Below are 23,692 nucleotides of genomic sequence, written 5' to 3'. Positions count from 1 at the left end.
TCGCCGCGCTGCTGCGGGGCCCGACCGGCGCGGCCGGGGTGGCCGCCGGGATCGGTCTGGTGATGGTGAGCTACCTGGTCTCCGGGTTCTCGGTGGCCTGGGCGGACGCGGTGAGCCCGAAGATGGTCATGCCGGTGGGGCTGGTCACCTACGCCACCAAGATGGTGTTCCTGGGCGTGGTGATGGCCGCCGTGGCGCAGGCCGGCTGGCCCGGGCTGCCCGACATGGGGGTGGCGATCATCGCGGGCGTGCTGGTGTGGATCGTCGCGCACACCACCTGGGCCTGGCGCTCCCCGCTGCCCACCGTCGACCGGGCGTCGGGTCACTGACCGTACGGCCGGTGTTCGCCCGGCGTTTCGCCCCCCTTCCCGGCGGGCCGTGCAGGAGTAAGCTGAGCGCGGCTGAGGCGCCGTATCGATTGCCCGCACGCTGCTCGCAGTGTGGGGGGTGCCGCACACTCGCGAAACCCCCGGCTGATAAAGTTCGCCTCGTCATGGCCGACAACCCTCATCGCGGAAGCTCCGACGAGCACTCGTCGGAAGGCGTTGCCGGAGCCGTTCTTGGCTACCTGCTCGCCGGCATCCTCGTGTGGGGATTCCTCGGCTGGTTGGCGGGGACGCTCCTCGGCCTGCCGACCGGCATCGGGATCGGCGTGGGCATGATGCTCGGCGCAGCCGGAGCGATCTACCTGATCATGAAGAGGCTCGGTGCCTGAGTTTCGGCACACGCGGGTCTGTCGAGTGCGGAGGATGACACGGTGAGCGCACAGCTTGTCGCCGCTGAAGGGCTGCCCTGGCCCCCGGGGGTCTCGGACTTCTATCTGCCGGAAGTGGCCGGCCCATTCGTCACCAAGTTCACCCTCATGATCTGGCTGGCCGTCGGCCTGCTGATCATCTTTTTCATGGTCACCTATCGGAACCCGAAGCTGGTGCCGACCAAGGGCCAGTGGATGGCGGAGTCGATCTACGGCCTGGTCCGGGACAACATCGCCAAGGAACAGATGGGCAGCGCGGGCGTCAAGTTCGCGCCCTATTTCACGGTGCTCTTCTGCTACATCGCGTTGACCAACCTCTTCGGCATCATCCCGGGGTTGCAGATCTCGCCGAACTCGCACATCGCCTTCCCGATCGTGCTCGCGGCGATCACCTACGTGATGTACATCTACATGGGCATGCGCACGCACGGCGTGGGCGGCTACCTCAAGCAGAGCCTGATCCTGCCGGGCATCCCGTGGCCGATGCACATCCTGCTGATCCCGATCGAGTTCCTGCAGACCTTCATCAACCGGCCGGTCACGCTGGCGGTGCGTCTCTTCGCCAACATGTTCGCCGGTCACCTGATCCTGCTGGTCTTCACCATCGGTGGCTTCGTGCTGCTCGCCTCGGACAACATCTTCATCCAGGCGACCTCGATCTTCTCGTTCATCATGGCGATCGTGATGGCCTTCTTCGAGGTGCTGATCGCGCTGTTGCAGGCATACGTCTTCGTCACGCTGAGCGCCAACTACATGGGATCGGCGCTCGCAACCGAACACTGATCCTTTTCGCGGGGCACCCGCCCAAAGCTTCAGGTACGACCGGTACGCGTGAGATCTCACGTGTCAAACAGGAGGAATACCCGCAATGACTGTTCTTGCCGAGATCAGCGGTAACGTCAACACGATCGGCTACGGCCTCGCCGCTGTCGGCCCCGCGATCGGCGTGGCCCTGATCTTCGTTGCGTACATCAACTCCAGCGCCCGTCAGCCCGAGTCGGCCGGCTACAACCGGACCTGGCTGGTCCTGGGCTTCGCCCTGGTCGAGGCGCTCGCCCTGTTCGGCCTGGTGCTCGCCTTCGCCGTTAACTGACCGTCCGCTTCCCGACCCGGAGGTCTGAAATGTTTGTCGCCGCCGAAGGTGTGGAGCACCACCCGCTCGTGCCGCTGTGGCAGGAGCTGGTCATCGGGACGATCGCCTTCGCCCTGCTCTGCTTCGTGCTGCTGAAGTTCGTCATGCCGCGCATCGAGGCGATGTACCAGGCGCGGGTCGAAGCGATCGAGGGTGGCCTCAAGCGCGCCGAGGCGGCGCAGGCTGAGGCCAACCAGCTGCTTGAGCAGTACCGGGCCCAGCTCGCCGAGGTGCGTACCGAGGCGGCACGGATCCGGGACGACGCCCGGGCCGACGCCGAGTCGATCCGCACCGACATCCTCGCCAAGGCGCGGGAGGAGTCCGACCGGATCATCGCCGCCGGCCGGGACTCGTTGGCTGTGGAGCGTGAGACCATCGTGCGCGAGCTGCGCGCGGAGGTCGGCGGTCTCGCGGTCGACCTGGCCGGCCGGATCGTGGGCGAGTCGCTCGCCGACGAGGCCCGCCGCAAGGGCACCGTCGAGCGGTTCCTCACCGACCTCGAGAGCGCGGGGGCCCGCTGATGCAGGCCGCCAGCCGGGAGTCCTACACCGCCGTGAGTCAGCGGCTGGAGGAGTACGTCCGGGGCGCCGATTCGACGGCTCTCGCCACCACCGGTGCCGAGCTGCTCGCCGTGGCGGACCTGCTGCGGCGGGAGGTCCGGCTGCGTCGGGCTCTCTCCGACCCGGCCCGTTCGGGTGCGGACCGCAGCGGCCTGCTCACCTCGGTGCTCTCCGGCAAGGTCGGCGCGGACACGCTCGACCTGCTCGGTGCACTGGTCGCCGGCCGGTGGTCGGCACCGTCGGAGCTGCTCGACGGTGCCGAGCGTCTCGGTGTGCAGGCGCTGCTCGCCAGCGCGGACCGCGCCGACGAACTCGGTGAGGTGGAGGACGAGCTGTTCCGCTTCGGCCAGGTGGTCGCGGCGGACCGGCGGCTCTCCAACGCCCTGTCCGACCCGGCGGCACCGGTGGCCCAGCGGGCCGAGCTGATCGGGATGCTCCTGACGGGCAAGGCACGGCCGGTGACGGTGCGACTGGTGGAGGCGGCACTGGCCGGCTTCGGCGGTCGGTCGTTCTCCGCCGCGCTGTCCCGGCTGGTGGAGCTGGCGGCCGAGCGCCGTGACCGTCAGGTCGCGTACGTGACCGTCGCGGCCCCGCTGACCGCCGAGGAGGAGAGCCGGCTCACCAACCAGCTCTCGGCCATCTACGGCCGGGCGGTCGCGGTGAAGCTTACGGTTGACCCGACGATCCTCGGCGGAGCGAGCGTCCGGGTGGGTTCGGACCTGTACGACGGGACGATCCTGCGTCGCCTCAACGAGACCCGCAACGCGCTCGCGAAGCGCTGACCAGCACCCCGCGAAGCGCCCGGAATAACAGTCGACCCGAGGACCGGTCGGTACTAGGTATCCCGGGCCCCTGATACTTAAGGAAGCAGAGGATGGCCGAGCTGACCATCTCGACGGAGGAGATCCGCGGCGCCCTGGAGCGCTACGTCTCCTCCTATTCGCCCGACGTCTCCCGTGAAGAGGTCGGTACCGTCGCTGACACCGGCGACGGTATCGCCCACGTCGAGGGCCTGCCCTCGACCATGACCAACGAGCTGCTCGAGTTCGAGGACGGCACGCTCGGCGTGGCGTTGAACCTCGACGTCCGCGAGATCGGTGTCGTCGTCCTGGGCGACTACGCCGGCCTCGAAGAGGGCCAGCGGGTCAAGCGCACCGGCCGGGTGCTCTCCGTGCCGGTCGGTGACGCCTTCCTGGGGCGCGTGGTCAACGCGCTCGGCGCCCCGATCGACGGTCTCGGCGAGATCGCCGACGAGGGCTACCGTGAGCTGGAGCTCCAGGCCCCGAACGTGATGGCCCGGCAGTCCGTCTCCGAGCCGATGCAGACCGGCATCAAGGCCATCGACGCGATGACCCCGATCGGTCGTGGCCAGCGACAGCTGATCATCGGTGACCGGAAGACCGGCAAGACCACGGTCGCCCTGGACGCCATCCTCAACCAGCGCGAGAACTGGGCCTCCGGCGACCCGACGAAGCAGGTCCGCTGCATCTACGTCGCCATCGGCCAGAAGGCCTCCACCATCGCCTCCATCAAGGGGCAGCTGGAGGAGGCGGGCGCGATGGAGTACACCACCATCGTCGCCTCCCCGGCCTCCGACCCGGCCGGCTTCAAGTACCTCTCCCCGTACACCGGCTCGGCCATCGGTCAGCACTGGATGTACGGCGGCAAGCACGTCCTGATCGTCTTCGACGACCTGAGCAAGCAGGCCGAGGCGTACCGGGCCGTGTCGCTGCTGCTGCGTCGCCCGCCGGGCCGTGAGGCGTACCCGGGTGACGTCTTCTACCTGCACTCCCGCCTGCTGGAGCGCTGCGCGAAGCTCTCCGACGAGATGGGCGGCGGGTCGATGACCGGTCTGCCGATCATCGAGACGAAGGCCAACGACATCTCGGCCTTCATCCCGACCAACGTCATCTCGATCACCGACGGTCAGATCTTCCTGGAGACCGACCTGTTCAACCAGGGCGTCCGGCCGGCGATCAACGTCGGTACCTCGGTCTCCCGGGTCGGTGGCGCGGCGCAGGTGAAGCCGATGAAGAAGGTCTCCGGTTCGCTGCGGCTGAACCTGGCCCAGTACCGCGAGCTGGAGGCGTTCGCCGCCTTCGCCTCGGACCTGGACAAGGCCTCCCGCGCCCAGCTGGATCGTGGTGCCCGCCTGGTGGAGCTGCTCAAGCAGCCGAACTACTCGCCGTACTCGGTGCAGGAGCAGGTCATCGCGGTCTGGTCCGGCACCGAGGGCAAGCTGGACGACGTTCCGGTCGGCGACGTGCGGCGCTTCGAGACCCAGTTCCTGGAGCACCTGCGGCGCAAGCACAACGCCACGCTGCTGGCGATCGCGGACAACAAGTGGGACGACGAGATCATCGCCACCCTCGACGCGGCCGTCGCGGAGTTCAAGCAGGGCTTCCTCGGCCGGGAGGACGAGCGCACGATCAACGAGGCGCCGGCGGCGCCGCTGGAGGGCGAGGCCGAGCAGGAGACGGTCACCCGCTACAGCGCAGCGCCGGCCCAGAAGCGTTAGGGCCGGGCCATGGCGGCGCAGGTACGTGTTCTTCGTCAACGCATTCGCTCGGCGAAGGGGATGAAGAAGATCACCAAGGCGATGGAGCTCGTGGCGACGAGCCGGATCGCCAAGGCCCAGGCCCGGGTGGAGGCGTCCCTGCCGTACGCCCGGGCCATCACCGGCGTGCTCACGGCGCTGGCGTCCAACGCGTCGGTCGACCACCCGTTGCTGACCCCGCGCGAGCGGGTGCGGCGGGCGGGCGTGCTGCTGGTAACCGCCGACCGGGGTCTGGCCGGCGGTTACAGCTCCAACGCCATCAAGACGGCGGAGTCGCTGGTCGCGCGGCTCAAGGAGGACGGCAAGGAGCCGGTGCTCTACGTCGTCGGTCGCAAGGGCGTCTCGTTCTACCGGTTCCGTAACCGGCCGATCGAGGCGAGCTGGACCGGCTTCTCCGAGCAGCCGTCGTTCGCCGACGCCCGCGAGGTGGGCGAGACGCTGGTCAAGGCGTTCTCGGCCGGCGCGGACGACCTCGACGGCGGTCCGGGTGCGGACGGGGTGCTCGGGGTGGACGAGTTGCACATCGTCTTCACCGAGTTCAAGTCCCTGATGACCCAGACGCCGGTGACCCGGATCATCGGTCCGCTGCAGGTGGAGGAGCGGCCTCGGTCGGAGGCGGCCCCCGGGCTGCTGCCCGACTACGAGTTCGAGCCGAACCCGGAGGAACTGCTCGACGCGTTGCTGCCGAAGTACATCAACACGCGGATCTACGCGGCGTTGCTGGAGTCGGCGGCGAGCGAGTCGGCGGCCCGGCGGCGGGCGATGAAGAGCGCCACCGACAACGCCGAAGAGATGATCGACAAGTACACGCGTGAGATGAACTCGGCCCGCCAGGCCGGGATCACCCAGGAGATCAGTGAGATCGTCGGCGGCGCCAACGCGCTGGCCGCGTCGGGAAGTGAAGTGTGATGACTGTTTCCACTGCTGGAGGACCAGCCGAGACCACGACCGCCACCGGTCGCGTGGTCCGGGTCATCGGCCCGGTCGTCGACGCCGAGTTCCCGCGCGACGCCATGCCGGACCTCTTCAACGCCCTGCACGTGAACGTGTCCCTCTCCGGTGGCGAGAAGACGCTGACCCTGGAGGTCGCCCAGCACCTGGGTGACAACCTGGTCCGCGCGATCTCGATGCAGCCGACCGACGGTCTGGTCCGGGGCGCCGAGGTGCGGGACACCGCCTTCCCGATCCGGGTGCCGGTCGGCGACGCGGTCAAGGGCCACGTCTTCAACGCGATCGGCGAGTGCCTCAACCTCACCGAGGGCGAGACCATCTCCGCCGACGACCACTGGGGCATCCACCGCAAGGCCCCGGCCTTCGCGGACCTGGAGCCGAAGACCGAGATGCTGGAGACCGGCATCAAGGTCATCGACCTGCTCGCCCCGTACGTCAAGGGCGGCAAGATCGGCCTGTTCGGCGGTGCCGGCGTGGGCAAGACGGTGCTCATCCAGGAGATGATCACCCGAGTCGCCCGGAACTTCGGTGGTACCTCCGTCTTCGCCGGTGTGGGGGAGCGGACCCGTGAGGGCAACGACCTCATCCACGAGATGACCGAGTCCGGCGTCATCGACAAGACCGCGCTGGTCTTCGGTCAGATGGACGAGCCGCCGGGCACCCGGCTGCGCGTCGCGCTCTCCGCGCTGACCATGGCGGAGTACTTCCGTGACGTGCAGAAGCAGGAGGTGCTGCTCTTCATCGACAACATCTTCCGCTTCACCCAGGCCGGGTCCGAGGTCTCCACCCTGCTGGGCCGGATGCCCAGCGCGGTGGGTTACCAGCCGACCCTCGCCGACGAGATGGGCGAGCTCCAGGAGCGGATCACCTCCGTCAAGGGCCAGGCCATCACCTCGATGCAGGCGATCTACGTGCCGGCGGACGACTACACCGACCCCGCCCCGGCCACCACCTTCGCCCACCTGGACGCCACCACCAACCTGGAGCGGTCCATCTCCGACAAGGGCATCTACCCGGCGGTGGACCCGCTGGCGTCCTCGTCGCGGATCCTCGCCCCGGAGTTCGTCGGCCAGGAGCACTTCCAGGTGGCCAGTGAGGTCAAGCGGATCCTCCAGCGCTACAAGGACCTGCAGGACATCATCGCCATCCTCGGTATCGAGGAGCTCTCCGAGGAAGACAAGATCACGGTCCAGCGGGCCCGTCGGATCGAGCGCTTCCTGTCGCAGAACACCTACGCGGCGGAGCAGTTCACCGGTGTGCCGGGCTCGACGGTCCCGATCAAGGAGACCATCGAGGCGTTCCGGAAGATCAGCGAGGGTGAGTACGACCACTTCCCCGAGCAGGCGTTCTTCATGTGCGGTGGGCTCGACGACCTGGAGAAGAAGGCCGCCGAGCTGATGAAGGGCTGACCCTTCGGTTCGAACGAAGAAAGGCCGTCCCGGTTCACGCCGGGACGGCCTTTCGTTCATCTACGGGACGTACCATCCTGGCTGCCCGGTTTCCCGTGCTCGGCGATCACGCCGTGCCCGAGATACCGTCTAGTGCAGCTCAGGCGCGGATGAGCGGCGAACGACTTAAACCTTTCGGCTACGCGGACCCGTACACCTCCCGGGGACGCGACGAACGGAGAAGCTTGTGGGCAAGGCCGGCAGGGGCGGTACGCGCGGCACGCGTGGTGGCAAGAAGACGTCGATCTGGCGGGGCGTACCGCTGTGGGCGAAGCTCTGCACCATCTTCGGCGTGGTGCTGATGATGGTCAGCGGCACGTCGCTGGTGGGTGCCGAGGCGCTGATGGCCCGTTACGAGGGGGCGATCGGCAAGGCCGACCTCTTCGGTGACCAGGCGGCGGGCGAGGCCAAGAGCGACATCGAGGGCCCGCTCAACATCCTGCTGGTCGGCATCGACCCGGTCCGGGACGACCGGCCGCCGCTGAGCGACGCCATCATGATCCTGCACGTGCCGAAGGAGATGGACCGGGCGTACCTCTTCTCCCTGCCCCGGGACCTCTACGTCGAGATCCCCGCGTTCCCCAAGGCGAACTTCAACGGCAGCACCACCAAGCTGAACGCGGCGATGTCCTTCGGCAGCCGGGTGCCCGATGGGAAGCCGGACGCCGCGCGCGGCTTCGAGCTGCTCGCCCTCACCGCGCAGAAGGTCACCGGCATCGAGCGGTTCGACGCCGGTGCGATCATCAACTTCTCCGGCTTCCAGAAGATCGTCGACGCGATGGGCGGCGTCACGATGAACATCGAGCGGGAGGTCCGTTCCCGGCACCGCCAGCCGGACGGCAAGCACCGTGAGGGCCGGCCCGGCGGTGGGGGCTACATCGGGCCGCAGGCGATCTATCCGAAGGGCAAGCAGCACCTGCAGGGGTGGCAGGCGCTGGACTACGTCCGCCAGCGCTACCCGGAGAACGGTGTGCCGGACGGTGACTACGGCCGGCAGCGGCACCAGCAGCAGTTCGTCAAGGCGATGGCCGGTCAGGCGCTCAGCGCCGACGTGGTGACCAACCCGGTGAAGCTGGACCGGGTGCTGCGGGCGGCCGGTGAGTCGTTGATCTTCAGCGGCCGGGGGCACAGCGTGATCGACTTCGGCCTCGCGCTCAAGGACATCCGGCCCGGCAACATTCAGATGATCAAGCTGCCGGGTGGCGGGATCCTGCAGAACGGCAACTACCTCGGCGAGCGGTTCGAGCCCGAGGTGGACGACTTCTTCGTCGCGCTGGAGCGGGAACTCCTGGACCCGTTCCTGCTCGAACATCCCAAGTTCGTCAACAAGGGCTGATCGCGGCGTGGCTCCCGGCACCCGCATGAAGCACAGGTCAGGGCCGCGACTAGACTTTCCCCAATCCGCCGCCTCAGCAAGGAGACAGCGTGGCACAACACCTTAACGTCCAGCTCGTGGCCGTCGAGGAGAAGGTCTGGTCGGGCGAGGCCGAGATGGTCATGGCCCGTACGACCGAGGGTGAGCTGGGTGTGCTGCCGGGGCACGCGCCCCTGCTCGGCCAGCTCGCCGACTCCGGCCAGGTCCGCATCAAGCTGCCCGGCGGCGAGCAGGTCGTCTACGAGGTGGCCGGCGGCTTCCTCTCGGTGAACGAGCGGGGCGTGACTGTGCTGGCCGAGACCGCGACCCGGGCCTCCGCCGCTCAGGGCAACTGAGCCGACCCGCCGATGGAGATCGTCGAAGGGGTCGGAATCGGCGTCGCCGTGATCCTCGGCGCGATCCTGGTCCTCTTCGCCCGGCGGGCGCTGGTGACCCGTAGCGGAGGGATCATCCGGCTCAGCGTGCGGACCTCCACCATGCTCGACGGCCGTGGTTGGGCGCCCGGCTTCGGCCGCTTCGCCGGTGACGAGCTCCGCTGGTACCGCCTGGTCAGTTTCGCGGTGCGGCCCAAGCGGGTGCTGTGCCGCGAGGGGCTGACCGTGGATCGACGGCGCCTGCCCGAGGGGCAGGAGCGAATGTCCATGCCCTCGGACTGGATCATCCTCCGGTGTAGCAGCGGACATGCTCCGGTCGAGATCGCCATGGCGCGATCCACCGTCACCGGATTCCTCTCCTGGCTCGAGGCCGCCCCTCCGGGGGCGGCCTCGCCGCGTCTGGCCTCGTCGCAGGACTGGCCCGCCGCCTGATCGATCTCGTGTCTCAACGGCACGCACCGGGTGTGTGCCGTGTCCGGCCGTGTCCCGGTGTGTCGCTCCCGCCCGTCTGACCGGTCCCGGTAACCGACCTCAGCGCCACCACCGTGCCCGTGCGGTGGTGGCACATCCGTGCCAGATCTCGCCCGGGTGTCCGGTGGAATCGCCTAGAGATCTTCCCTTCATCGATATCTAGTGATATCAATCTCCGAACGTCCCCCTGCTACCCCGGAGTAACGACGTGCGGAGAACCCGTCTGGCGACGCTTGCCACAAGCATGGTCGTCGCCCTCGCCACCACCCTCAGCCTGACCGCCGCCCCCGCCCAGGCGGCACCGAGCGACCACTACGTGGCCCTCGGCGACTCGTACGCCTCCGGAGTGGGTGCCGGTAGCTACACCTCCGAGAGCGGCTCCTGCCAACGCAGCACCGCCGCCTATCCGGCGCTCTACGCGACCCGTGTCGGCCCGGCGTCGTACCGCTCGGTCGCCTGCTCGGGCGCCACCACCACCAGCGTGGTCAACACCCAGCTCTCGGCCCTGGCCAGTCGGACCACGCTGGTCAGCGTCACCGTCGGCGGCAACGACGTCGGCTTCGGCACCATCATGAGCACCTGCGTGCTCCAGGGCACCACGGAATGCGTCGCCGCGGTCGACGCGGCACAGGCCAAGGCCCGAGCCGACCTGCCGAGGCTGCTCCGGGCCGTCTACGACGGGATCAGGAGTCGGGCACCGTCGGCCCGGGTGGTGGTCACCGGCTACCCGGTCTTCTATCAGCTCGGCACGATCTGCGCGGGACTCAGCGCGACCTCCCGCACGAAGATCAACGAGGGCATCAACCTGGTGAACGACATCATCCGCACCGCCGCCCTGGCCGCCGGCTTCGCGTTCGCCGACGTCCGCTCCCAGTTCGTCGGCCACCAGCTCTGCAGCTACGGCGAGAAGTGGCTGCACGCGCTGAACTTCGCCAACATCGGCGTCTCCTACCACCCGACGGCGGCCGGCCAGTCCGGCGGGTACTACCCGGTCTTCCGCGCCGTGGCCGGCTGAGCGAGGCTCGTCCCGGCCGGCCGGGCGGGGGTCACGAGGTGGCGGCGACCAACTCCACCTCGTACCCCTGCCCGTCGGTCAGGTAGGCGGCGTACGTGTCGGGGCCACCGGCGTGCGGGTGGCGGTCCGGGAACAGCAGCGTCCAGCCGTACCCGGGAGCAGTGGCCACCAGGCGGTCGACGGCGGCCGGCGGGCCGGCGTGGAAGGCCAGGTGGTTCAGGCCGGGCGCGAGACGGTCATGACGCCGCCCGGAGAGCGCGGGGGACTCCTCCAGGACGAGGTACGTCGGGCCGAGCCGCCAGGACCGACCGGCCGGCCACTCCTGGAAAGGGGTCCAGCCCAACTGGCCGAGGAGCCAGCCCCAACTGCGCATCGAGACGCCCAGGTCGGGTACCCAGACCTCCACGTGGTGCAGTGCTCCGAGCGTCAACGACCTCCGCCCGGAACCCATAGCACGTCTCCGTCCGGATTTGCCGTTCTTGCCAGAATAAAGAGTAGATCCGACAACCGGTTGAGATACTTTGCCGGGAGATGGCTGGTCCGGTCGGGGTCGTGTGCGACGAGGGCCCATGCCGACCGCTCGGCGCGCCGGGCGACGGTCCGCGCCGCGTGCAGCAGTGCCGCACCCGCGGTACCGCCGGGGAGGATGAAGGAGTCGAGCTTGCTCAGGCGCCCGTTGTACTCGTCGCACCAGCCCTCAAGGCGCTCGACGTACTCCTCGGTCACCCGCAGGGGCGGGTACTTCGGGTCTGGTTCGACCGGGGTGGACAGATCCGCCCCCACGTCGAACATGTCGTTCTGGATCGGCCCCAGCACCGCTCGCAACCCGTCGTCGAGCCCGCCCAGGGCGAGCGCCATGCCGATGGTGGCGTTGCACTCGTCCACGTCGGCGTACGCGGCGATCCGTGGATCGTTCTTCGGCACCTGCTCGTTGTTGCTCAGCCTGGTCATGCCGGCGTCGCCGGCCTTGGTGTAGATGCGCGTGAGGTGGACGGCCATGACGCACAGCCTACGGATACCGGACCTGACGATCCCGACCCGGCCGACAGCCGGTACGGGCTGGTCCAGCGGGGTCGGCCCGGGTGACGCGGGTGACGCGGCGGTCGCCGACGTCGACGTCATCCGGGTACGCGGCGGAGCCCGGCTCGCCGGCACCGTGCACGTGGTGGGGGCGAAGAACTCCGCGTTGAAGCTGATGGCCGCCGCGCTCCTGGCGCCGGGCCGGACGGTGATCACCAACGTGCCCCGGATCACCGACATCGCCATCATGGGCGAGGTGCTGCGCCGGCTCGGCTGCGGCGTGCGCTTCGACGCCGACGAGCCGGTGGACCCGATGGTCGCCGTCGGCGGGGTGGCCCGGTCCCGCTCGGTCACCATCGACGTGCCGGAACAGCCCGGCGTCGAGGCCGACTACGACCTCGTCCGCCGGCTGCGGGCGTCGATCTGCGTACTCGGGCCGCTGCTGGCCCGGCGCGGCTACGTCCGGGTGGCCCACCCGGGCGGCGACGCGATCGGTTCGCGCGGTCTGGACATGCACATCTCCGGGTTGACCCGGATGGGCGCCGACATCTCCGGCGAACACGGCTTCGTGATCGCCGCCGCGCCGGACGGCCTGCGGGGCGCGGAGATCACGCTGGACTTCCCGAGCGTCGGCGCGACCGAGAACCTGGTCATGGCCGCGGTGCTGGCCGAGGGCACCACCGTGATCGAGAACGCCGCCCGCGAGCCGGAGATCGTGGACATCTGCACCATGCTCCAGCGGATGGGCGCGGTGATCGAGGGGGAGGGGACCTCCACGATCACCATCGTCGGCGTACCCCGGTTGCAACCGGTCCGGCACGCCACGGTGGGCGACCGGATCGTCGCCGGTACCTGGGCCTTCGGCGCGGCGATGACCTGTGGCGACGTGACCGTGACCGGTCTCGACCCCGGCTTCCTGGAGGTCGCGCTGGACAAGGTCGTCGCGGCCGGCGGCCTGGTGGAGACGCGGCCGGACGCCTTCCGGGTACGCATGGACGACCGCCCCCGGGCGGTGGACGTGGTGACGCTGCCCTACCCGGGCTTCGCCACCGACCTGTTGCCGATGGCGATCGGGCTCGCCGCGCTCAGCGAGGGCGCGTCCCTGATCACCGAGAACATCTTCGACGGCCGGTTCATGTTCGCCAACGAGATGATGCGACTGGGCGCGGACATCAAGACCGACGGCCATCACGCCGTCGTACGCGGACGCGAGCAACTCTCCGGCGCACCCGTGCGCGCCACCGACATCCGTGCCGGCGCGGGACTGATCATCGCCGGGCTCTGCGCCGACGGGGTGACCGAGGTGTCGCACGTGCACCACGTCGACCGGGGGTACCCCGACTTCGTGGCCGACCTGCGGGCGCTCGGCATCGAGGTGGAGCGGGCCACCGCGCCGGAGGAACCCGAACTGACCATCTGAGCCTCCTTAGCCTTCGTTCAGGCTCGCCGACTAGGGTGCAGGAAGACACTCGAAATCGCAGCGAGGGAGTATCAGATGGCGGGTCGACTCGCGGTCGTGGGCGCCGGGCTGATGGGCTCGGGCATCGCACAGGTGGCGGCACAGGCGGGCTGGCAGGTGGTGCTGCGGGACCTGGACGACGCGGCCACCCGGCGCGGTCTGGACGGCATCCGTACGTCGCTGGGGAAGTTCGCGGAGAAGGGCCGGATCTCCACCGACGACGCCGAGGCGGCGCTGGGACGGATCACGGCCACCACCGACCTGGAGGCGGCGGCCGACGCGGACATCGTGGTCGAGGCCGTCTTCGAGCGGCTGGAGATCAAGCACGAGGTGTTCCGCGCGCTGGACAAGATCTGCAAGTCCGACGCGGTGCTGGCCACCAACACGTCGGCCATCCCGGTCACCCAGATCGCGGCGGTCACCGAACGGCCCGAGGCGGTCGTCGGCACCCACTTCTTCTCGCCGGTGCCGATGATGAAGCTCTGCGAGCTGATCCGGGGCTACAAGACCAGCGACGCCACGCTCGACACGGCGAAGTCGTTCGCCGAGGAGATCGGCAAGACCGTGGTGGTGGTCAACCGGGACATCGCCGGTTTCGTCACCACCCGGCTGATCACCGCACTGGCGATGGAGGCGGTCCGGCTGGTCGAGACCGGCGTGATCTCCGCCGAGGACCTGGACACCGCCTGCAAGCTCGGCTTCGGGCACGCCATGGGGCCGCTCGCCACCGTCGACCTGACCGGCGTGGACGTGCTGCTCAACGCCACCCGCAACATCTACACCGACACCGGTGACGAGAAGTTCTTCCCGCCGGAACTGCTCCAGCGCATGGCCACCGCCGGCGACCTGGGCCGCAAGACCGGCCAGGGCTTCTACTCGTACTGACCGGATGAAAGGAGGGGTCCCCTGCTAACGCCTCGTGCATAGCAGGGGACCCCTTTTAACGGCGCTGCCCGTCGAGGGCTGCCGGGTTGTTAGCAGGGGACCCCTGCTCTACCGCAGGCGTTAACAAGGTGCCCTTCCTTGCACCTCAGCCGTCGCGGCGGGTGGTCCAGCGGAAGGTGGTCAGGCAGAGCACCAGGCCGATCACGCACCAGGCGCCCAGCACCAGCGCGACCCGGGTCAGCTCGAACGAACCACCCGGTTCGTTGGCGCCGAAGCTCTCCGGCAGGAACACCGCCCGCAGCCCCTGGCACATCCACTTGAGCGGGAAGATGGCCGCCACCTGCTGCATCCAGCTCGGCAGGTTGGTGAAGACGAAGAACACCCCGGAGATGAACTGGAGCACCAGGGCGACCGGGGTGACCACGGCCGAGCCGCTGCGTGCCGTACGGGCCAGGGACGAGATGGCGATGCCGCAGAGGGTGCAGGCGGTGATGCCCAGCGCGCTGACCCAGCCGAAGGTGACCCAGGCGGTCGCGGTGGTCGGCAGGCTCAGGTCGAACAGCAGCACCGAGACCGTGAGCAGCAGTGCGGTCATCACCACGCCGGTCACCAGCACCATGATCACCTTGCCGGCGAACCAGACCCACTTCGGCATCGGCGTGCCCCGGTACCGCTTGAGCACGCCCCGGTCCCGCTCGATCGGGATCCAGATGCCGAGGTTCTGGAAGCTGACCGTCATCAGGCCGGTGGCGATCATTCCGGTGATGAAGTACTGCGTGTAGCTGACACCCTCGCCGAGGTCGCCGTCGAAGATCGACGCGAAGATCAGCACCATGATGATCGGGAAGCCCAGCGTGAAGACGACGGACTCCCGGCTGCGCAGGAACTGCCGGATCTCCATGCGGCCCTGGCGCAGGGCGAGACCGCCGGGTCCGGGGCGGCGGGTGGCGGGGGCGGCGACCGGGGCGTCCGGTCGGGTGGTGGTGGTCATGAGTGTCCGATCATCCGCAGGTAGATGTCCTCCAGCGTGGGCCGGGTGACGGTCAGGCCGGGCACCTCGCCACCGAAACGCGCGGCCAGTTCGGCCACCAGCGCCGTCGGCGTCGCGCTCTGCGCGCTCTCCGACGTGCCCTCCGGGGTACGCCAGGAGACCGTGGCCAGCGCGTCCTGCCGGTTGCCCAGCTCGGCGGGCACGGCGACCTCGACCAGCCGGCCGCCGGCGATGACGCCCACCCGGTCGGCGAGCGCCTCGGCCTCGTCCAGGTAGTGCGTGGTGAGCACGATGGTGGTGCCGGCCGCGGAGAGGTCCCGGATCAGTTCCCAGAACTCGCGGCGGGCCTCTGGGTCGAAACCGGTGGTCGGCTCGTCGAGGAAGAGCAGTTCGGGACGGCCGATGATGCCCAGCGCCACGTCCAGGCGACGCTTCTGCCCGCCGGAGAGGGTGTGCGTACGGGCGCCGGCCTTGGCGGTCAGCCCCACCCGGTCGATCACCTTGTCCGGGTCGTCGCCGTCGGGATAGAAGCCGGCGAAGTGGTGCACCACCTCGGCCACGGTCAGCTCGTCGAACTCGCCGGTGCCCTGGAGCACGATGCCGACCCGACCCCGCCAGTCGCGCACCGAGCGGCCCGGTGCGCGGGATTCGCCCGACCGGGAGCCGTGGGCGAAGGAGGGGTCGGCGTCCAGTACGCGTACCTCACCGGCGTCGCGCTGCCGGTAGCCCTCCAGGATCTCCACGGTGGTGGTCTTGCCGGCGCCGTTCGGGCCGAGCAGAGCGAACACCTCGCCCCGGTGGACGTCGAGGTCCAGATCGGCCACGGCGACGTTGTCGCCGTACGCCTTGCGCAGGCCCCGGACGTGGATCGCGACGTCGTCACTCATGCCGTCAAGTGTGCGGGGCGCCCGGGTCCGCCGTCCGCACCGGGGGGTGGTGGTTCCTCCCCGTCACGGGCGACTCGGACCCGGGCGTCACCGTCGTTCCGCTGTGCGGTTCTGCACAGTTCCGGGTCCGTCCGCCCGGCGGACGCCACCCGGAGGCCGATCAGCGGTGGCTGTACGTCATGCAGTCGGCCATGTCGGCGTCCGGGCCGACCTTGATCGACGGGGCCTGGCACTCCAACTGCTGGTTGTGCCGACAGTCGGCCCGCTGGCACGCGCCCACCTGGGCCACCTGGCCGTCGATGCCGGCGCGGACGGCCGGCATCTCGATGAACGTGTGGCAGTGCGCGTGGTCCATGCTGCCGATCGTGATGGCGAAGGCGTTGCAGTCGCCGGTGTGGTTGTACGCGCAGGCGGACACCACGCACTCCTGGACCCGGGGCATCTCCATCGCTGCGGTCATGACCCACCCTCCTCCGTTGATTTGCCCTAATTTTAGGCTTTCGGAGGGCTGGCCTGGACCGATTCGCCGGTCCTCAGGGGCAGACGCGCCACTCGCCGTCCTCGCGGAGCAGGCTGATCGACTCGTTCGTCTCGCCGTTGGCCGTCTCCAGGCGTACCGACGCGGCCCCGGTGGTCCGGCCGTTGTTGGTGGAGACCCGCATCCCGGTGATGTCGTACTCCACCAGTTTCGGCATCGCCTGCCGTTGCCGGGCGAACTCGTCCGCCGTGACCTCGTCGCGTTGCCGCTGGCAGAGACGGTCGTAGGCGCGCTGGTGGTCGCCGTCCCGGAGGGCGTCCAGATACTCGCCGGTGGCGCTGCGGGCCGGACCGACCGCGTCCTGCACGGTCTGGTAGAGGAACCAGCCGCCGACCGCACCGCCCAGGCAGCAGAGGGCGACGACCACCCCCACCACGACGAGCACGATCCGCAGCGGGCGGTTGTTGCGGGGCGGGACCGGAGTCGGGTGGTACGTCATGCGGGGCAGCGTAGATCCACTACGCAACCGGTCTGCCCCGCGTACCCGGGATCAGACCCGGAAGCCGGCGTCCCGGGCGGCCTGGCGTTCCCGGCGTCGGTCCGCGCGTCGGCGCAGGAACCACGGCAGATAGAGGGCGAACGCGACCAGGAACACCAGCACCAGCACCGGCAGCACGATCGCCACCAGGGACATCACCACGCTGGTCGCGTCCTCGGCGGTGCTCGCCACCGGGGCGCCGAAACCGGCCGTGGTCGCGTTGATGACCGGCCGGGCGGCGGACTTGAGCAGGTGTACGCCGAGCGCGATCAGCACCCCGACGACGACCGGTAGCCACTGGCCGCCGTCGGTGAAGAAGCTGTCCGGGTCGCTGACCGTCACCGTCTCCGAGGCGGAGCCGGCACCGAAGGCCAGCCCACCGGCGGTCGGGCGGACCACCGTCTGCACCAGGTCGTTGACGTGGTCCACCACCGGCACCTTGTCCGCGACGACCTCGACGACGAGCAGCACGGCGAGGATGCCCAGCACCCAGTCGTTACCGAGCCACTGCCAGCCGCCGGGCAGGTCGATGACGCTGGTGAAACGGGCCAGACCGCCCATCAACAGCAGCGGGATGTAGGCGTTGAGCCCCGCCGAGGCGGCGAGGCCGGTACCGGTCAGCACTTCGAGCACCATCTCAGCATGGCACCGGCGCGCCAGTGCCGCTCGGCGGCGATGCCCGGCCTCTCCGCTACCCTCGTCGGGTGCGGTTGGTGATTGCGAAATGCTCGGTGGACTATGTCGGACGCCTCTCGGCCCACCTGCCGCCGGCCACCCGGCTGCTCATGGTGAAGGCGGACGGCTCGGTGTCCATCCACGCCGACGACCGGGCCTACAAGCCGTTGAACTGGATGAGCCCGCCCTGTCGGCTGGAGGAGGCGCCCGGGGTGTGGCGGGTGGTCAACAAGGCCGGTGAGGAACTGCGGATCACCCTGGAGGAGATCTTTCAGGACACCTCGTACGAACTCGGCGTCGACCCGGGGCTGCGCAAGGACGGGGTGGAGGCACACCTCCAGGAGTTGCTGGCCGCCAACCCGGAGACGCTGGGCGAGGGGTACACGCTGGTCCGCCGCGAGTACATGACCGCCATCGGGCCGGTCGACCTGCTCTGCCGCGACGCCGACCAGGGCACGGTCGCGGTCGAGGTGAAGCGCCGGGGCGAGATCGACGGCGTCGAGCAGCTCACCCGCTACCTCGAACTGCTCAACCGCGATCCGTTGCTCGCACCGGTGGCCGGCGTCTTCGCCGCGCAGGAGATCAAGCCGCAGGCGCGGGTGCTCGCCCGGGATCGCGGCATCCGGTGCGTGGTGGTCGACTACGACCGGCTGCGCGGCATCGAGCGCGACGAACTGACCCTGTTCTGAGGGTCGGCGGCGCGGTCAGGTGGTGCGTTGGCGGGGGATCGTGGTGCGGACCGCGATCAGCGACTTCGGCAGGCCGCCGACCCGTTCTATCAGAATGCGGGACTGCGGGAAGTAGTGCCGCATCTGGGACCGGTCCAGCAGCTCGGTCCAGAGCACCTGGTGGATGGCCGCGTCGTGGGAGTGGGTGGCCTTGTGCCCGAGCGGCCAGCGCCGGGCGACCGCAGTGCGCAGGCGTACCGGCAGGAACTGCATGCCCGGGGCGATCCAGTGCGGCTCGATCGGGAAGTAGCGGTACGGCGTCTGCACCCAGTGCCGCTCGGCCAGCGTGTGCACCGCCTCGGCGAACCGCAGCCGGCGCTCGTGTCCACCCACGTGTTCCAGCACCGAGTTGGAGAAGACCAGGTCGTAGCGGCGCCCGGTGATGTGGGCCGGCAGGTCGCAGGCGTCGGCCTGGTCGACCTCGGCCCACTCGGGCACGTCGACGGCGGGTCGCTCCAGGTTGACCACGTGTACGCGGGCCGGCCGGACGGCCGCGCGGGTCCAGGTGCCGAGGCGTCCACCAAGGTCGATCACGTTCATCTCGGACAGCCGGGGAAACGTGCGGACCAGCCATTCGGCGCGGCGTTGGCGTTGCCGCGCGGCCCATGAGCCGTCCTTGTCGACGAGATGGAATCGCAATCGATGGGGGCGCATTTAACGGAATGTACCGTCGCGGCTACCGACGCTAAACCTCTGTCCCGTATCGAAGCCGACGATGATCGGCTTTCCGACAGTGGCGGCTTTCGGACCGCCTGCTCACCTGCCGTAGAGCATCTTGACCGCTTTGACGAGACGGGCCACGTCAGCAGGGGTGCGGTCGAAGGTGGTCGACGGCAGGAGCGTCCGGCCCCGGCGACGGGTCACCGCCTTGGCCCGGCCGAACTCGCGCAGCCCGTCCTCGCCGTGGATCCGGCCGAACCCCGACTCGCCGACCCCGCCGAAGGGCAGGGTGGACATGCCGGCGAAGGTGAGCGCCGAGTTGATCGACGCCATGCCGGACCGGAGTCGACGGGCGATCGCCACCGCCCGACGCCGCCCGAAGACCGAACCGCCCAGACCGTAGGGCAGGGCGTTGGCCCGGGCGAGCGCCTCGTCCGCGTCCCGCACCCGGTTGACGGTCAGCGTCGGGCCGAAGGTCTCCTCGCGTACGGCCGCGGAGTCCTCGGGCACGTTCACCAGCACGGTCGGGTGCGCATACGGCGGCCGGACCGCGTCCCGGCCGCCGAGGGCGGCGCGTCCGCCCCGGGTCAGCGCGTCGTCGATGTGCCGTCGGATGACGTCGAGCTGGCTGGGCATGGTGATCGGGCCGACGTCGGCGTCGTCGGGGCCCACGGTGAGGCGGCCCGCCCGCTCGACCACCTTGTCGACGAACGCGTCGAAGACCGGCTCCACCGCGTAGACCCGCTCGATGCCGATGCAGGTCTGCCCGGCGTTGGTCATCGCACCCCAGACGGCGGCCTCGGCGGCGGCGTCCAGGTCGGCGTCCGCGTCGACGATCATCGCGTCCTTGCCGCCAGCCTCCAACAGCACCGGGGTCAGCGACTCGGCGCAGGCCGCCATCACCTTCTTCGCAGTGGCGGTGGAGCCGGTGAAGGCGAGCTTGTCGACGCCGGACCGGCACAGTGCCGCGCCCACGTCGGCGAGGCCGTGCACCGCGCTGAACACCGGCTGCTCGGGCACCACCTCGGCGAACGTGTCGACCAGCCACTGCCCGACCACCGGGGTGTACTCGCTCGGCTTGAGGACCACGGCGTTGCCGGCGGCCAGCGCGTACGCGGCGGAGCCGATGGGGGTGAAGACCGGGTAGTTCCACGGCCCGATCACCCCGACCACCCCGTACGGCTGGTACTCCAGGTGGGCCGAGAACTCGGCCAGGATGAGCCGGGAGCGGACCCGGCGGGCGCCGAGCACCCGGCGCGCGTTGTTCGCCGCCCAGTCGACGTGCTCCACCGCGGTCACGATCTCGACCAGCGCGTCCGCGATCGGCTTGCCACCCTCGGCGTGGACCAGCTCCGCCAGCGTCTCCATCCGCTGCGCGAGCAGCCGCCGCCAGCGCAGCAGCCGTTCCCGCCGCCCGTCGAAGCCGAGACCGGCCCACCACAGGCCGGCGGCGCGGGCGTTCGCGACGGCGCGCTCCACCTCCACGCCGGTGGCGACCGGTACGCGTCCCGCCTCGTCGCCGGTGGCCGGGTTGGTCGAGATCAGGTGGCCGCCCTCGATCGTCGGGGTGCCGGGGCGGTGGGGAGCCGTCATGACGGGAGTCTAGACCCGAATATTACTCACAGGTAGGGGAGTGGTGCGGGGCCGAGCGGGCTGGGCGGCGGATGGTTGAATCGGACTGAGCAGCAGTTTTCGCCGGAAGGCAGGTGCCCTGTCCACCGAAAGGGTCGAACGGAAGGTGTCCGGCCGGTTACTCGGTGATGACTGGCCGGGTGGTGGAGGTGGCCGCCCGGTGGTGGCAGGCTGACGCGGGGGTGGCCGCGCGGGGTGGAGGTCCGACTGTCCATGGAGGAATATCCGCAACTGATGCCGCTGCTGACAGTGGCCGCCGGGCCCATGCGCGGGCTCGGGTTCCGGCTGCGTCGTCAGCCGCAGGTGATCGGCCGCGATCCGGCGGTCGACATCGTCGTGCACGATCCGCATCTGAGTCGTCGGCACGCCGAGATCTGGCTGGCCGGCGAGGGGGTGTCCCTGGTGGACCTCGGCTCGACGAACGGCACCTGGGTGAACGAACGCCGGATCACCGAGCTGACCCGGCTCAGCGACGGCGACGTGGTCCGGATCGGTCGTACCGACCTGCGGTTCTTCGACCCGGGGGTGGCGCTCACCGACCCGGTGGGCTTCAGCTTCGGGGTGCCGCGCCAGGAGCGGCGACCGACGCTGCCGCTGCCGGTCGCGCCCTCCACACGCGCCATCACCGGCGGCTCCTGACCTGTTGCACCCGGCCGCTGGCCTGAGCCCGACCGCCGACCTGTGCCCGGCGCGGTGACAAACCCCACCGCGTCTGGACAGGCCCGCGCCACGTGGCAGACTCGCGCGCATGACCTGAGCGACCGTTAAAGTCCGGTCGCCGGTTCCGCGGACAAGGGGAGGCCGGGCGTGGCGCGCGAGTTCACCAGCGTGGGTGTGGTGGGTCTGGGCACCATGGGTGCCGGCATCGTCGAGGTCTTCGCCCGCAGCGGCGTCGACGTGGTGGCCGTCGAGATCACCGACGACGCCCTGGACCGTGGCCGGGCCACGCTGACCCGCTCGACCGACCGGGCCGTGGCCAAGGGCCGGCTCGCCGCCGCCGACCGGGACGCCCTGCACGGCCGGGTCACCTTCGCCGTCGGGCTGGACGCGCTGCACGCGGTCGACCTGGTGATCGAGGCGGTACCCGAGCGCCTCGACCTGAAGCGGCGGCTCTTCGCCGACCTGGACCGGATCTGCAGGCCCGAGGCCGTCCTCGCCACCAACACCTCGTCGTTGAGCGTCACCGAGATCGCGGTCGCCACCGGCCGGCCCGAACAGGTGATCGGCATCCACTTCTTCAACCCGGCACCGGTGATGAAGCTGGTCGAGGTCGTGCGCACGGTCGTCACCGCCGACGACGTGGTGAGCGACGTGGAGGCGCTCTGCGGGCGACTCGGCAAGGTCGACGTCACCATCGGCGACCGGGCCGGCTTCGTCGCCAACGCGCTGCTGTTCGGCTACCTCAACCACGCCGTCGCGATGGTCGAGGCGGGGTACGCGACCCGCGAGGACATCGACGTCGCGATGAAGCTCGGCTGCGGACTGCCGATGGGCCCGCTGGCCCTGATGGACCTGATCGGGCTGGACACGTCCTACGAGGTCCTGGACACCATGTACCGCCGTGGCGGCCGGGACCGCCGACACGCCCCGGCACCACTGCTGCGCCAGATGGTGACCGCCGGGCTGCTCGGGCGGAAGTCCGGCCGGGGCTTCTACACCTACGAGCGGCCCGGCTCCGGCACCGTCGTGCCCGACGCACGGACGCCGGCACCGGCCGGCGAGGCACCCACCGACCCGGTACGCACCGTCGGCGTGGTCGGAGCAGGCGCGTCGGCGCACCGGCTCGTCGCGGTCTTCGCCGCCGCCGGATACCAGGTCGTCGCGGTCGGCCCCGGATCCGGGGACCCCACGACGGCCGGTGCGGCGGTGCGGACCGCACTGGACGAGAACGTCGCCCCCGACCGGGTGAGCGAGGCCGACCGTGTCGCCGCCCTCGGCCGGATCACCTGGTCGACGGCGTCGACGGCGCTGGCCGACGCCGATCTGGTGGTCGAGGCGGTGGCCGACGATCTCGACGTCAAGAAGGCCCTCCTCGCCGAGGTGGCCGCAGTCTGCAAGCCGGGCGCCGTGCTGGCCACCACCACCTCCGCGCTGCCGGTGATCGACCTGGCGATGGCGACCGGGCGGCCGGACGACGTGGTGGGCCTGCACCTCGTGCACCCGGGCACGTCGACGCCGCTGGTCGAGATCGTGCGGACCATCCGGACCTCGGACCAGGTGGTGGACACCGCGCGGGCGGTCTGTGCCACGCTGGGGCGGACCGCAGTGGTCTGCGCCGATCGGGCCGGTTTCATCGTCAACGCGCTGCTGTTCCCGTACCTCAACGACGCGGTGCGGATGCTGGAGGCCGGCTACGCCGGCACCGACGACGTCGACCACGCCATGAGGCTCGGCTGCGGTTACCCCGTCGGCCCGTTCGCCCTGCTCGACGCGGTCGGTCTGGACGTGGCGCTGGCCGTCCAGCGGCGGTTGTACGGGGAACTGCGCGATCCAGGCTTCGCCCCGGCCCCACTGCTGGAGCAGTTGGTGACCGCCGGTCACCTCGGCGACCGCACCGGGCGCGGCTTCCGCTCGCTGCCTTCGTGAAAGGAAGGGCACCTTATTAACGCCTGCGGTATAGGAAGGGTCCCCTGCTAACCGCAGCGCCGGCCAGCCGACGCGAAGCACGGTGCCACCCGGCCTTACGCTGGGTGATGTGAGCCCTCGTCGCAACCGTCCCCGCCGTGACGACGACACGCGTCTGGACGCCGAACGTGCCCGGCACGGAGTCGCCTCGGTGCAGCAGTGGCGGGACGGCGACTGGCAGGTACGCGCGATCAGCGGCGGTGGGTCGACCAAGACGTACCGCTGTCCCGGCTGCGACCAGGAGATCCGGCCCGGCGTGGCGCATCTGGTCGCCTGGCCGGCCGACGACCGGGGCGACCTGACCGACCGGCGGCACTGGCACACCGGCTGCTGGCGCGCCCGGGACCGGCGGACACCGGGGATCCAGCGCGGCCGCAGCGCCCCCCGCCACGGCTGAACGCCGGCGCACGTCCGTCGTCGGCCGCCGGGTCGCCAAGTCGCCCGTCGCCCGTCGCCCGTCGCCGGGTTGCCGGTCGC

28 protein-coding genes are annotated in these 23,692 nt (G+C 70.0%); 19 read left to right on the top strand and 9 right to left on the bottom strand.

Translation table 11 applies throughout. The annotated features are described in order from the left end of the window. The 13 genes from EYA84_RS07380 to EYA84_RS07320 form a co-directional block, all read left to right on the top strand. Window positions 1–329 (top strand): hypothetical protein (locus tag EYA84_RS07380; protein WP_131052267.1); only part of this gene is annotated, 329 nt, incomplete at its 5' end. Window positions 330–493: 164 nt separating this feature from the next. Further along, a complete protein-coding gene (locus EYA84_RS07375; protein ID WP_131052266.1) occupies window positions 494–715 on the top strand; it encodes a hypothetical protein in 222 nt (73 codons plus the stop codon). Between the two features lie 42 nt (window positions 716–757). Further along, window positions 758–1,537 (top strand): F0F1 ATP synthase subunit A, encoded by a 780-nt coding sequence (gene atpB / locus EYA84_RS07370; RefSeq protein WP_131052265.1) that lies wholly within the window; start codon window positions 758–760, stop codon window positions 1,535–1,537. An 85-nt stretch (window positions 1,538–1,622) separates the two neighbouring features. Continuing rightward, entirely contained in the window at window positions 1,623–1,847 is a 225-nt protein-coding gene (atpE, locus tag EYA84_RS07365; RefSeq protein ID WP_117225978.1) for an ATP synthase F0 subunit C, read from the top strand. Window positions 1,848–1,876: 29 nt separating this feature from the next. After that, entirely contained in the window at window positions 1,877–2,407 is a 531-nt protein-coding gene (locus EYA84_RS07360; RefSeq protein WP_131052264.1) for a F0F1 ATP synthase subunit B, read from the top strand. Then, complete coding sequence (locus EYA84_RS07355) at window positions 2,407–3,228, top strand: F0F1 ATP synthase subunit delta (protein WP_131052263.1); 822 nt, start codon at window positions 2,407–2,409, stop codon at window positions 3,226–3,228. Before EYA84_RS07360 ends, EYA84_RS07355 begins: the two co-directional genes overlap by 1 nt. Before the next feature lie 92 nt (window positions 3,229–3,320). Beyond that, window positions 3,321–4,964: a F0F1 ATP synthase subunit alpha gene (gene atpA / locus EYA84_RS07350; RefSeq protein ID WP_131052262.1), complete on the top strand. Its 1,644-nt coding sequence runs from the start codon at window positions 3,321–3,323 to the stop codon at window positions 4,962–4,964. Window positions 4,965–4,973: 9 nt separating this feature from the next. After that, complete coding sequence (locus EYA84_RS07345; protein WP_131052261.1) at window positions 4,974–5,912, top strand: F0F1 ATP synthase subunit gamma; 939 nt, start codon at window positions 4,974–4,976, stop codon at window positions 5,910–5,912. Then, entirely contained in the window at window positions 5,912–7,363 is a 1,452-nt protein-coding gene (atpD, locus tag EYA84_RS07340; protein ID WP_117225973.1) for a F0F1 ATP synthase subunit beta, read from the top strand. The genes EYA84_RS07345 and atpD overlap by 1 nt, the downstream gene beginning before the upstream one ends. 226 nt (window positions 7,364–7,589) lie before the next feature. After that, a complete protein-coding gene (locus EYA84_RS07335) occupies window positions 7,590–8,738 on the top strand; it encodes an LCP family protein (RefSeq protein WP_131052260.1) in 1,149 nt (382 codons plus the stop codon). Window positions 8,739–8,827: 89 nt separating this feature from the next. After that, the gene (locus EYA84_RS07330; RefSeq protein ID WP_131052259.1) at window positions 8,828–9,112 is read left to right on the top strand and encodes a F0F1 ATP synthase subunit epsilon; all 285 of its coding nucleotides are present in this window, start codon (window positions 8,828–8,830) and stop codon (window positions 9,110–9,112) included. Between the two features lie 12 nt (window positions 9,113–9,124). After that, on the top strand, window positions 9,125–9,583 hold the full coding sequence (locus EYA84_RS07325; RefSeq protein WP_131052258.1) for a DUF2550 domain-containing protein: 459 nt from the start codon (window positions 9,125–9,127) through the stop codon (window positions 9,581–9,583). Window positions 9,584–9,830: 247 nt separating this feature from the next. Then, complete coding sequence (locus EYA84_RS07320; RefSeq protein WP_131052257.1) at window positions 9,831–10,637, top strand: SGNH/GDSL hydrolase family protein; 807 nt, start codon at window positions 9,831–9,833, stop codon at window positions 10,635–10,637. Between the two features lie 31 nt (window positions 10,638–10,668). Here EYA84_RS07320 and EYA84_RS07315 read toward each other — a convergent pair whose 3' ends face one another. Together EYA84_RS07315 and EYA84_RS07310 are read right to left on the bottom strand one after the other, a co-directional pair. After that, on the bottom strand, window positions 10,669–11,088 hold the full coding sequence (locus EYA84_RS07315) for a VOC family protein (RefSeq protein WP_131052256.1): 420 nt from the start codon (window positions 11,086–11,088) through the stop codon (window positions 10,669–10,671). Next, complete coding sequence (locus EYA84_RS07310; RefSeq protein WP_131052255.1) at window positions 11,064–11,636, bottom strand: cob(I)yrinic acid a,c-diamide adenosyltransferase; 573 nt, start codon at window positions 11,634–11,636, stop codon at window positions 11,064–11,066. The genes EYA84_RS07315 and EYA84_RS07310 overlap by 25 nt, the downstream gene beginning before the upstream one ends. On the opposite strand from EYA84_RS07310, the gene murA reads away from it, so the two are divergent. Beyond that, window positions 11,635–13,077: a UDP-N-acetylglucosamine 1-carboxyvinyltransferase gene (murA, locus tag EYA84_RS07305; RefSeq protein WP_131052254.1), complete on the top strand. Its 1,443-nt coding sequence runs from the start codon at window positions 11,635–11,637 to the stop codon at window positions 13,075–13,077. The two genes, EYA84_RS07310 and murA, sit on opposite strands and share 2 nt — an antisense overlap. A 75-nt stretch (window positions 13,078–13,152) precedes the next feature. Next, window positions 13,153–14,001, top strand: a complete 849-nt coding sequence (locus EYA84_RS07300; RefSeq protein WP_131052253.1) for a 3-hydroxyacyl-CoA dehydrogenase family protein — start codon at window positions 13,153–13,155, stop codon at window positions 13,999–14,001. 145 nt (window positions 14,002–14,146) lie between these two features. Here EYA84_RS07300 and EYA84_RS07295 read toward each other — a convergent pair whose 3' ends face one another. From EYA84_RS07295 to EYA84_RS07275, 5 genes are all read right to left on the bottom strand, one after another. Next, window positions 14,147–14,992: an ABC transporter permease gene (locus tag EYA84_RS07295; protein WP_131052252.1), complete on the bottom strand. Its 846-nt coding sequence runs from the start codon at window positions 14,990–14,992 to the stop codon at window positions 14,147–14,149. Next, window positions 14,989–15,879, bottom strand: coding sequence for an ABC transporter ATP-binding protein (locus EYA84_RS07290; RefSeq protein WP_131052251.1), 891 nt, complete (start codon window positions 15,877–15,879; stop codon window positions 14,989–14,991). The genes EYA84_RS07295 and EYA84_RS07290 overlap by 4 nt, the downstream gene beginning before the upstream one ends. A 160-nt stretch (window positions 15,880–16,039) precedes the next feature. Further along, complete coding sequence (locus tag EYA84_RS07285; protein WP_131052250.1) at window positions 16,040–16,339, bottom strand: DUF1540 domain-containing protein; 300 nt, start codon at window positions 16,337–16,339, stop codon at window positions 16,040–16,042. 73 nt (window positions 16,340–16,412) lie between these two features. Then, the gene (locus EYA84_RS07280) at window positions 16,413–16,856 is read right to left on the bottom strand and encodes a DUF4878 domain-containing protein (protein WP_131052249.1); all 444 of its coding nucleotides are present in this window, start codon (window positions 16,854–16,856) and stop codon (window positions 16,413–16,415) included. Window positions 16,857–16,907: 51 nt separating this feature from the next. Continuing rightward, the gene (locus EYA84_RS07275; RefSeq protein WP_131052268.1) at window positions 16,908–17,528 is read right to left on the bottom strand and encodes a DUF4126 domain-containing protein; all 621 of its coding nucleotides are present in this window, start codon (window positions 17,526–17,528) and stop codon (window positions 16,908–16,910) included. Between the two features lie 71 nt (window positions 17,529–17,599). Between EYA84_RS07275 and nucS the strand changes: the two genes are divergently transcribed. After that, window positions 17,600–18,259: an endonuclease NucS gene (nucS, locus tag EYA84_RS07270; RefSeq protein ID WP_131052248.1), complete on the top strand. Its 660-nt coding sequence runs from the start codon at window positions 17,600–17,602 to the stop codon at window positions 18,257–18,259. 15 nt (window positions 18,260–18,274) lie between these two features. Here nucS and EYA84_RS07265 read toward each other — a convergent pair whose 3' ends face one another. Next, complete coding sequence (locus EYA84_RS07265; protein ID WP_131052247.1) at window positions 18,275–18,952, bottom strand: methyltransferase domain-containing protein; 678 nt, start codon at window positions 18,950–18,952, stop codon at window positions 18,275–18,277. A 102-nt stretch (window positions 18,953–19,054) separates the two neighbouring features. Next, entirely contained in the window at window positions 19,055–20,551 is a 1,497-nt protein-coding gene (locus tag EYA84_RS07260; RefSeq protein ID WP_131052246.1) for an aldehyde dehydrogenase family protein, read from the bottom strand. A gap of 273 nt (window positions 20,552–20,824) precedes the next feature. Between EYA84_RS07260 and EYA84_RS07255 the strand changes: the two genes are divergently transcribed. From EYA84_RS07255 to EYA84_RS07245, 3 genes are all read left to right on the top strand, one after another. Beyond that, on the top strand, window positions 20,825–21,229 hold the full coding sequence (locus tag EYA84_RS07255; protein WP_236145640.1) for an FHA domain-containing protein: 405 nt from the start codon (window positions 20,825–20,827) through the stop codon (window positions 21,227–21,229). Window positions 21,230–21,442: 213 nt separating this feature from the next. Then, on the top strand, window positions 21,443–23,176 hold the full coding sequence (locus EYA84_RS07250) for a 3-hydroxyacyl-CoA dehydrogenase family protein (RefSeq protein ID WP_394347552.1): 1,734 nt from the start codon (window positions 21,443–21,445) through the stop codon (window positions 23,174–23,176). A gap of 109 nt (window positions 23,177–23,285) precedes the next feature. After that, window positions 23,286–23,612, top strand: a complete 327-nt coding sequence (locus EYA84_RS07245) for a hypothetical protein (protein ID WP_131052243.1) — start codon at window positions 23,286–23,288, stop codon at window positions 23,610–23,612. Window positions 23,613–23,692 lie beyond the last annotated feature (80 nt).

The sequence above is a fragment of the Verrucosispora sp. SN26_14.1 genome, from assembly GCF_004307965.1.
In the GTDB taxonomy this organism is placed as follows: domain Bacteria; phylum Actinomycetota; class Actinomycetes; order Mycobacteriales; family Micromonosporaceae; genus Micromonospora.
The sequence above is the reverse complement of the archived record's forward strand: the minus strand, read 5'-3'. Positions and strand labels throughout refer to the sequence as shown.

Bases quoted from the DNA above. Each gene is read 5' to 3' on its own strand.
- EYA84_RS07260 (WP_131052246.1), bottom strand. From the start codon at position 20,551: ATGACGGCTCCCCACCGCCCCGGCACCCCGACGATCGAGGGCGGCCAC.
- EYA84_RS07280 (WP_131052249.1), bottom strand. From the start codon at position 16,856: ATGACGTACCACCCGACTCCGGTCCCGCCCCGCAACAACCGCCCGCTG.
- EYA84_RS07310 (WP_131052255.1), bottom strand. From the start codon at position 11,636: ATGGCCGTCCACCTCACGCGCATCTACACCAAGGCCGGCGACGCCGGC.
- EYA84_RS07360 (WP_131052264.1), top strand. From the start codon at position 1,877: ATGTTTGTCGCCGCCGAAGGTGTGGAGCACCACCCGCTCGTGCCGCTG.
- EYA84_RS07355 (WP_131052263.1), top strand. From the start codon at position 2,407: ATGCAGGCCGCCAGCCGGGAGTCCTACACCGCCGTGAGTCAGCGGCTG.
- EYA84_RS07265 (WP_131052247.1), bottom strand. From the start codon at position 18,952: ATGCGCCCCCATCGATTGCGATTCCATCTCGTCGACAAGGACGGCTCA.
- EYA84_RS07285 (WP_131052250.1), bottom strand. From the start codon at position 16,339: ATGACCGCAGCGATGGAGATGCCCCGGGTCCAGGAGTGCGTGGTGTCC.
- EYA84_RS07290 (WP_131052251.1), bottom strand. From the start codon at position 15,879: ATGAGTGACGACGTCGCGATCCACGTCCGGGGCCTGCGCAAGGCGTAC.
- EYA84_RS07295 (WP_131052252.1), bottom strand. From the start codon at position 14,992: ATGACCACCACCACCCGACCGGACGCCCCGGTCGCCGCCCCCGCCACC.
- atpD (WP_117225973.1), top strand. From the start codon at position 5,912: ATGACTGTTTCCACTGCTGGAGGACCAGCCGAGACCACGACCGCCACC.
- murA (WP_131052254.1), top strand. From the start codon at position 11,635: ATGACGCACAGCCTACGGATACCGGACCTGACGATCCCGACCCGGCCG.
- EYA84_RS07315 (WP_131052256.1), bottom strand. From the start codon at position 11,088: ATGGGTTCCGGGCGGAGGTCGTTGACGCTCGGAGCACTGCACCACGTG.
- atpE (WP_117225978.1), top strand. From the start codon at position 1,623: ATGACTGTTCTTGCCGAGATCAGCGGTAACGTCAACACGATCGGCTAC.
- EYA84_RS07375 (WP_131052266.1), top strand. From the start codon at position 494: ATGGCCGACAACCCTCATCGCGGAAGCTCCGACGAGCACTCGTCGGAA.
- EYA84_RS07300 (WP_131052253.1), top strand. From the start codon at position 13,153: ATGGCGGGTCGACTCGCGGTCGTGGGCGCCGGGCTGATGGGCTCGGGC.
- EYA84_RS07345 (WP_131052261.1), top strand. From the start codon at position 4,974: ATGGCGGCGCAGGTACGTGTTCTTCGTCAACGCATTCGCTCGGCGAAG.
- EYA84_RS07255 (WP_236145640.1), top strand. From the start codon at position 20,825: ATGCCGCTGCTGACAGTGGCCGCCGGGCCCATGCGCGGGCTCGGGTTC.
- EYA84_RS07250 (WP_394347552.1), top strand. From the start codon at position 21,443: ATGGGTGCCGGCATCGTCGAGGTCTTCGCCCGCAGCGGCGTCGACGTG.
- EYA84_RS07325 (WP_131052258.1), top strand. From the start codon at position 9,125: ATGGAGATCGTCGAAGGGGTCGGAATCGGCGTCGCCGTGATCCTCGGC.
- atpA (WP_131052262.1), top strand. From the start codon at position 3,321: ATGGCCGAGCTGACCATCTCGACGGAGGAGATCCGCGGCGCCCTGGAG.